Genomic DNA, 6,000 nt, shown 5'->3' with positions numbered 1-6,000 from the left:
TCTTTCGTTCATGGAACCTCCAAGTTGGCGAAATCATATCGCCCTTAAGAGGTGTCCGGAATTATTAGGCCAGTTCAAGCTCGCTCCTACAGGGAATTGGCTTGGGCAAATTCCATGTTTCATAAACAAGAAGGCCCGAACGTAATGCCGGACTGAGCCAGCACCAGAGGATCGGGCGCGATTGGGGTTGATGCTGTCGGAGCCTGATGACCGTGTCAACTTCGACTTCACATGGAACACTGGTTTTTGGCTACATCTAAGCGGGCAATGTCGAAGGTTGAGTGGTAGTAGTTAGCTTTCAGCAGTGATGTTGGCTGGACTGGCGCTATCGCGGGCAAGCCCGCTCCCACAGGGGGTTGCGGTGGGCTGATAGGCATTGTTGGACCCCAGTTAGTGGGTTTGCGGTGCACCTTCGGCATTGAGGGTGGTTGGACTGGCGCTATCGCGAGCAGGCTCGCTCCCACAGGGGGTAGCGGAATAGTCAGTGCATCTGCTCCGTAGAATTGCCCATGGTTCTGATGCTTCTTCTCACCTGTAATGCTTGCTATACATCAGCCTTCAACAAGCCCTTCGGGCATTAGGCCAGTGTGTAAACGCCCCTTGCGGCACTCATCTAGACTTAATGGATAGTCGTAGGCAGAACCGAGCACGTCGCTTTGGTGCAGGTCGATCAACAGCAGCGTGGCAAGCTGCCCTTTATGCCCAGTAGAGATGCGGCGAAGACCGCGCCGGGCACAACAAGATGCCCACCCAGGGTGCCCTGGCCAACGGCCTGAAAATGCCACGATACCGTGACGTGGTGTGAGTGCCGCAGCCGACACTTTCGGACGACCGACGACCATCTGGTTTGTCCGTGACCGTGAGGATTGCTGAATGCCTGATGAGATGTTGCACCTGCCTGTGGTCAACAGTCTGCTGGAGCGCCACAAGGGCTCTGCGGGTGCGCTGTTGCCCATTCTTCATGATATTCAGGAACGCATCGGTTACATCCCCGATGTCGCCGTCCCCGAGATTGCTCATGCCCTCAATCTGAGTCAGGCCGAGGTTCGCGGGGTGATCAGTTTTTACCATGATTTCCGTACCGCGCCGCCGGCCAAACATATCCTGCGGCTGTGCCGGGCTGAGTCGTGCAAGAGCCGCGGTGCCGAGCAGTTGGCCGCGCAGTTGCGTGAGCGTCTGCAACTGGACGATCACGGCAGTAGCGCCGATGGCAGCATCAGTTTGCGGCCAGTTTATTGCCTGGGTGCGTGCGCCTGTTCACCGGCCTTGGAGCTGGATGGTCGGGTGCATGCGCGGCTCAGCGCGGAGCGTCTGGACGCCTTGCTCGACGCTTGCCGGGAGGACGCGTGATGCCGACTCTCTATCTGCCCTGTGATTCGCTAGCCCGTGCCGTGGGTGCCGATGAGGTATCCGTGGCCCTGATCACTCAGGCCAAGGAACGCAATCTGCCGCTGGAGCTACAGCGCACCAGTTCCCGAGGTCTCTACTGGCTGGAACCGCTGCTGGAAGTGGACAGCCCGCAAGGCCGGATCGGTTTCGGCCCATTGACCGCTGTCGATGTGCCGTCTGTGCTCGATGCGTTGCAAGGTGAGCCGTCCAGCCATCCACTGGCCTTGGGTCTGGTGGAAGAATTGTCTTATCTGAAAACTCAACAACGCCTGTTGTTCGCCCGTGCTGGTATTACCCGGCCGCTGTCGCTGGACGATTACCGCGCGCACGGCGGTTTCGAGGGTTTGACCCGAGCCATTGCGGTGGGCGGCGAGCAGACCGCGACGGCGGTGTTCGATTCGGGCCTGCGTGGCCGTGGCGGCGCGGCTTTCCCAGCCGGGATCAAATGGCGCACGGTGCGCGCGACCGAAGCGGCGCAGAAGTACATCGTGTGCAACGCCGACGAAGGCGACTCCGGCACCTTTGCCGACCGCATGTTGATGGAAGGCGACCCTTTCCTGCTGATCGAAGGCATGGCCATTGCCGGTCTCTGCGTCGGGGCCACCTTCGGCTACATCTATGTTCGCTCGGAATATCCCGATGCTGTGGCCACGCTGCGTGCGGCGTTGAACATTGCCCGAGACGCCGGTTACCTCGGCGCCAATGTCGGCGGCAGCGGCCTGGCCTTCGATATGGAAGTGCGCGTCGGTGCCGGCGCTTACATCTGCGGTGAAGAAACCGCGTTGCTGGACTCCCTCGAAGGCAAGCGCGGGATCGTTCGCGCCAAGCCGCCAATTCCTGCCTTGAAGGGTCTGTTCGGCCTGCCGACGCTGGTGCACAACGTGCTGACTTTGGCCTCTGTGCCGCTGATTCTGGCCAAGGGTGCGCAGTTCTATCGCGATTACGGCATGGGCCGTTCGCTTGGCACCATGCCTTTCCAGTTGGCGGGCAACATTCGTCACGGTGGTCTGGTGGAGCGGGCCTTTGGCCTGACCCTGCGCGAACTGGTGGAAGACTACGGCGGCGGAACCGCCAGTGGCCGGCCGCTGAAGGCTGCGCAGGTGGGCGGCCCCCTCGGCGCCTGGGTGCCACCTTCGCAATTCGATACACCGCTGGATTACGAGGCCTTCACCGCCATCGGCGCGATGCTCGGTCATGGTGGTGTGGTGGTGGCTGACGACAGCCTGGACATGGCCCATATGGCGCGCTTCGCGATGCAGTTTTGCGCCGAGGAATCCTGTGGCAAATGCACGCCGTGCCGCATCGGTTCGACCCGTGGCGTTGAGGTGATCGACCGCCTGCTCGCCGCGCCAGACGCGAGCGGTCGCGATGAGCAGGTGATCATCCTCAAGGACCTGTGCGACACCCTGCAATACGGTTCGCTGTGCGCATTGGGCGGCATGGTTTCCTTCCCGGTCGCCAGCGCCCTCAAGCACTTCCCCGCCGACTTCGGCTTGCAGCCCTCGGAGGCCGAGCAATGATCACTCTCTTCGACCCGAAAACCGATATCGATCTGGGTACGCCTGCCCGCGACAGCCAGGTGCAAGTCACCCTGAACATCGACGGCCGCAGCATCAGCGTGCCCGAAGGCACCTCGGTGATGCGCGCCGCCGCGCTGCTGGGCACCACCATTCCCAAACTCTGTGCCACCGACAGCCTGGAAGCCTTCGGCTCCTGCCGCATGTGCCTGGTGGAGATCGACGGCATGCGCGGCTACCCCGCGTCCTGCACCACGCCGGTCACTGAAGGCATGACCGTGCATACCCAGACGCCAAAGCTCGCGACCCTGCGGCGCAACGTCATGGAACTGTACATCTCCGATCACCCGCTGGACTGCCTGACCTGCTCGGCCAACGGCAACTGCGAGCTGCAAACCGTCGCCGGTCAGGTTGGCCTGCGGGAAGTGCGTTATGGCTATGAAGGCGAGAACCATCTGGAGGACGTGAAAGACACGTCCAACCCGTACTTCGATTACGACCCGAGCAAGTGCATCGTCTGTAACCGTTGCGTGCGCGCCTGCGAAGAAACCCAGGGCACCTTTGCCCTGACCATTACCGGGCGTGGTTTTGAGTCCCGCGTGGCTGCGGCTGGTGGCGAGAACTTCCTCGATTCGGAATGCGTGTCCTGCGGTGCCTGTGTACAAGCCTGCCCTACCGCGACGCTGATGGAAAAAAGCGTGGTCGAGCTGGGCCAGCCGGAACGCAGCGTGATCACTACCTGTGCCTATTGCGGGGTGGGCTGCTCGTTCCGCGCCGAGATGAAAGGCGACCAGTTGGTGCGTATGGTTCCGGACAAGAACGGCCAGGCCAACCATGGCCACTCTTGCGTCAAAGGGCGTTTTGCCTGGGGCTACGCCACTCACCCGGATCGCATCACCAAGCCGATGATCCGCAAAAACATCAGCGACCCTTGGCAGGAAGTTAGCTGGGATGAAGCGGTGACCTATGCCGCCAGCGAATTCCGCCGTCTGCAGCAAAAATATGGCCGCGATTCCATTGGTGGCATCACCTCCAGCCGTTGCACCAACGAAGAAACCTATCTGGTGCAGAAACTGGTGCGTGCCGCCTTCGGCAACAACAACGTCGACACCTGCGCACGGGTCTGCCACTCGCCGACCGGTTATGGCCTGAAGCAAACCCTGGGCGAGTCCGCCGGCACCCAGAGTTTCGACTCGGTGATGCAGGCCGACGTGATCCTGGTGATGGGCGCCAACCCCAGCGACGCCCACCCAGTGTTCGCCTCGCAACTCAAGCGCCGCCTGCGTGAAGGCGCGCGGCTGATCGTCATCGATCCGCGGCGCATCGATCTGGTGGACACGGTGCACGCCCGCGCCGAATATCACTTGGCTCTGCGCCCTGGCACCAACGTCGCCATGCTCAATGCCTTGGCCCACGTGATCATCACTGAAGGCCTGCAAAACCAGGCCTTTATCGACGCCCGTTGCGAGGGTAGCGATTTCGCGACCTGGAGTGAGTTTGTCAGCCGCGCGGAAAACTCGCCGGAAGCCCTTGGCCCGATCTGCGGTGTACCCGCTGCCGACATCCGTGCCGCTGCGCGCCTGTATGCCACCGGTGGCAACGCGGCGATCTACTACGGTTTGGGCGTCACCGAACACAGTCAGGGCAGTACCTCGGTGATGGGCATCGCCAACCTGGCCATGGCCACGGGCAACATCGGCCGCGAAGGCGTGGGCGTGAACCCGTTGCGGGGGCAGAACAACGTTCAGGGCTCCTGCGACATGGGCTCCTTCCCCCACGAACTACCTGGCTACCGGCACATCTCCAACGAGGTGGTGCGGGCGCAGTTCGAACAGGCCTGGAACGTCACCCTGCAACCCGACCCCGGCCTGCGCATCCCCAACATGTTCGAGTCGGCCCTGGCCGGCAGTTTCAAGGGCCTGTATTGCCAGGGCGAAGACATCGCCCAGAGCGATCCGAATACCCAGCACGTCACTGCGGCCCTGTCGGCCATGGAATGCGTGGTGGTGCAGGACATTTTCCTTAACGAAACCGCCAAGTTCGCCCATGTGTTCCTGCCGGGCAGTTCGTTCCTGGAAAAAGACGGCACCTTCACCAACGCCGAGCGGCGTATCTCGCGGGTACGCAAAGTCATGGACCCGCTGGGCGGCAAGGCCGACTGGGAAGGCACGGTGGCGCTGGCCAATGCCTTGGGTTACCCGATGAACTACACGCACCCGTCGCAAATCATGGATGAGATCGCCAGCCTGACGCCGACCTTCACCAACGTCAGCTACGCCGCACTGGATAGCCACGGCAGCCTGCAATGGCCGTGCAACGCCGAGGCACCGGACGGCACGCCGACCATGCACATCGAGGAATTCGTGCGCGGCAAGGGGCGCTTCATGCTCACCGGCTACGTGCCCACCGAGGAGAAGGTCAACAGTCGCTATCCGCTGCTGCTGACTACCGGGCGCATCCTCAGCCAGTACAACGTCGGTGCTCAAACCCGGCGTACCGACAACGTCGCCTGGCATGACGAAGACCGCCTGGAAATCCACCCGACCGACGCTGAAAGCCGTGGCATCAACGAAGGTGACTGGGTCGGTATCGGCAGCCGCGCCGGGCAAACCGTGCTGCGTGCGCGGATCACCGAACGGGTCGCCCCGGGCGTGGTGTACACCACGTTCCACTTCCCGGAATCGGGGGCCAACGTGATCACCACCGACAACTCCGACTGGGCCACCAACTGTCCGGAGTACAAGGTCACCGCCGTGGAAGTCAGCCGCGTTTATCACCCTTCGGAGTGGCAAAAACGCTTCCAGGAATTCAGCGATGAACAGCATCGTCTGCTCAAGGACCGGGGCCGTGGCGCCAAAGCGGAGGTACGCCGATGAGCACGAACAACCTGATCAAGATGGCCAACCAGATCGCCCAGTACTTTGCCAGCCAGCCCGACCAGCAACAGGCGGTGCTGAGCGTGCGCAATCATATGCAGATGTACTGGGCGCCCAGCATGCGCAAGGAGTTGCTGGCCTGGCAGACGGAACATCAAGGGGCGGACTTGCACCCGCTGGTGCAGGCGGCGGTGACTGGGGCGGGTTGGGAGGCTTAG

General features: G+C 62.0%; 4 protein-coding genes. All 4 read left to right on the top strand.

Annotated elements, in window-relative coordinates:
* Positions 1-873 precede the first annotated feature (873 nt).
* From AC1RP7_RS23405 to AC1RP7_RS23390, 4 genes are read left to right on the top strand one after another with little or no spacing between them, the layout of a single operon-like run.
* A complete protein-coding gene (locus AC1RP7_RS23405) occupies positions 874-1,350 on the top strand; it encodes a formate dehydrogenase subunit gamma (RefSeq protein WP_223501139.1) in 477 nt (158 codons plus the stop codon).
* The gene (locus AC1RP7_RS23400) at positions 1,350-2,909 is read left to right on the top strand and encodes a formate dehydrogenase beta subunit (protein ID WP_493182835.1); all 1,560 of its coding nucleotides are present in this window, start codon (positions 1,350-1,352) and stop codon (positions 2,907-2,909) included. The genes AC1RP7_RS23405 and AC1RP7_RS23400 overlap by 1 nt, the downstream gene beginning before the upstream one ends.
* The gene (gene fdhF / locus AC1RP7_RS23395; protein ID WP_493182837.1) at positions 2,906-5,782 is read left to right on the top strand and encodes a formate dehydrogenase subunit alpha; all 2,877 of its coding nucleotides are present in this window, start codon (positions 2,906-2,908) and stop codon (positions 5,780-5,782) included. Before AC1RP7_RS23400 ends, fdhF begins: the two co-directional genes overlap by 4 nt.
* On the top strand, positions 5,779-6,000 hold the full coding sequence (locus AC1RP7_RS23390) for a formate dehydrogenase subunit delta (RefSeq protein WP_057716316.1): 222 nt from the start codon (positions 5,779-5,781) through the stop codon (positions 5,998-6,000). The genes fdhF and AC1RP7_RS23390 overlap by 4 nt, the downstream gene beginning before the upstream one ends.

The sequence above is a fragment of the Pseudomonas sp. GW822-FHT01E03 genome (assembly GCF_058802985.1).
The sequence above is the reverse complement of the archived record's forward strand: the minus strand, read 5'-3'. Positions and strand labels throughout refer to the sequence as shown.

Excerpts from the sequence above, each read along its gene's own strand:
- AC1RP7_RS23405 (WP_223501139.1), top strand. The coding sequence starts at position 874 with ATGCCTGATGAGATGTTGCACCTGCCTGTGGTCAACAGTCTGCTGGAG.
- AC1RP7_RS23400 (WP_493182835.1), top strand. The coding sequence starts at position 1,350 with ATGCCGACTCTCTATCTGCCCTGTGATTCGCTAGCCCGTGCCGTGGGT.
- fdhF (WP_493182837.1), top strand. The coding sequence starts at position 2,906 with ATGATCACTCTCTTCGACCCGAAAACCGATATCGATCTGGGTACGCCT.
- AC1RP7_RS23390 (WP_057716316.1), top strand. The coding sequence starts at position 5,779 with ATGAGCACGAACAACCTGATCAAGATGGCCAACCAGATCGCCCAGTAC.